Origin of the sequence: Brevibacterium aurantiacum, assembly GCF_007558825.1 — a bacterium.
Lineage (GTDB): Bacteria > Actinomycetota > Actinomycetes > Actinomycetales > Brevibacteriaceae > Brevibacterium > Brevibacterium aurantiacum_A.
This window is the reverse complement of the sequence record NZ_VLTK01000061.1, coordinates 1-323: the sequence shown is the minus strand read 5'-3', so window position 1 is coordinate 323 and position 323 is coordinate 1. Positions and strand designations below refer to the sequence as shown.

The 323-nt window shown below is 59.4% G+C and carries 1 protein-coding gene; it reads left to right on the top strand.

Features of this window, described 5'->3' with window-relative positions; all coding sequences use genetic code 11:
• Positions 1-21: 21 nt before the first annotated feature.
• On the top strand, positions 22-323 hold a 302-nt coding region (locus FO013_RS22250), incomplete at its 3' end, for an IS110 family transposase (protein ID WP_143924723.1).

Genomic DNA, 323 nt, shown 5'->3' with positions numbered 1-323 from the left:
GGATGGTCGAGGAGGACTGTCATGAACAACGAATACGACGTCTGGTTAGGCCTCGACGTCGGAAAAACTAACCATCACGGGTGCGGACTCAATCCGATGGGTGAGCGGGTCTTCGATCACGAACTTCCGCAGGACGAGGGTGCGCTTCGGGACGTGATTACGACCTTGCAGCACGACTGCGGTCGAGTGCTGGTGGTCGTTGATCAGCCGAACACGATCGGTGCCTTGCCAGTAGCTGTGGCCAGGGATTGCGGTGCCGATATTGCTTACCTGCCCGGGCTTGCGATGCGCAAGGCTGCCGACCTGTATCCAGGGCAGGCGAA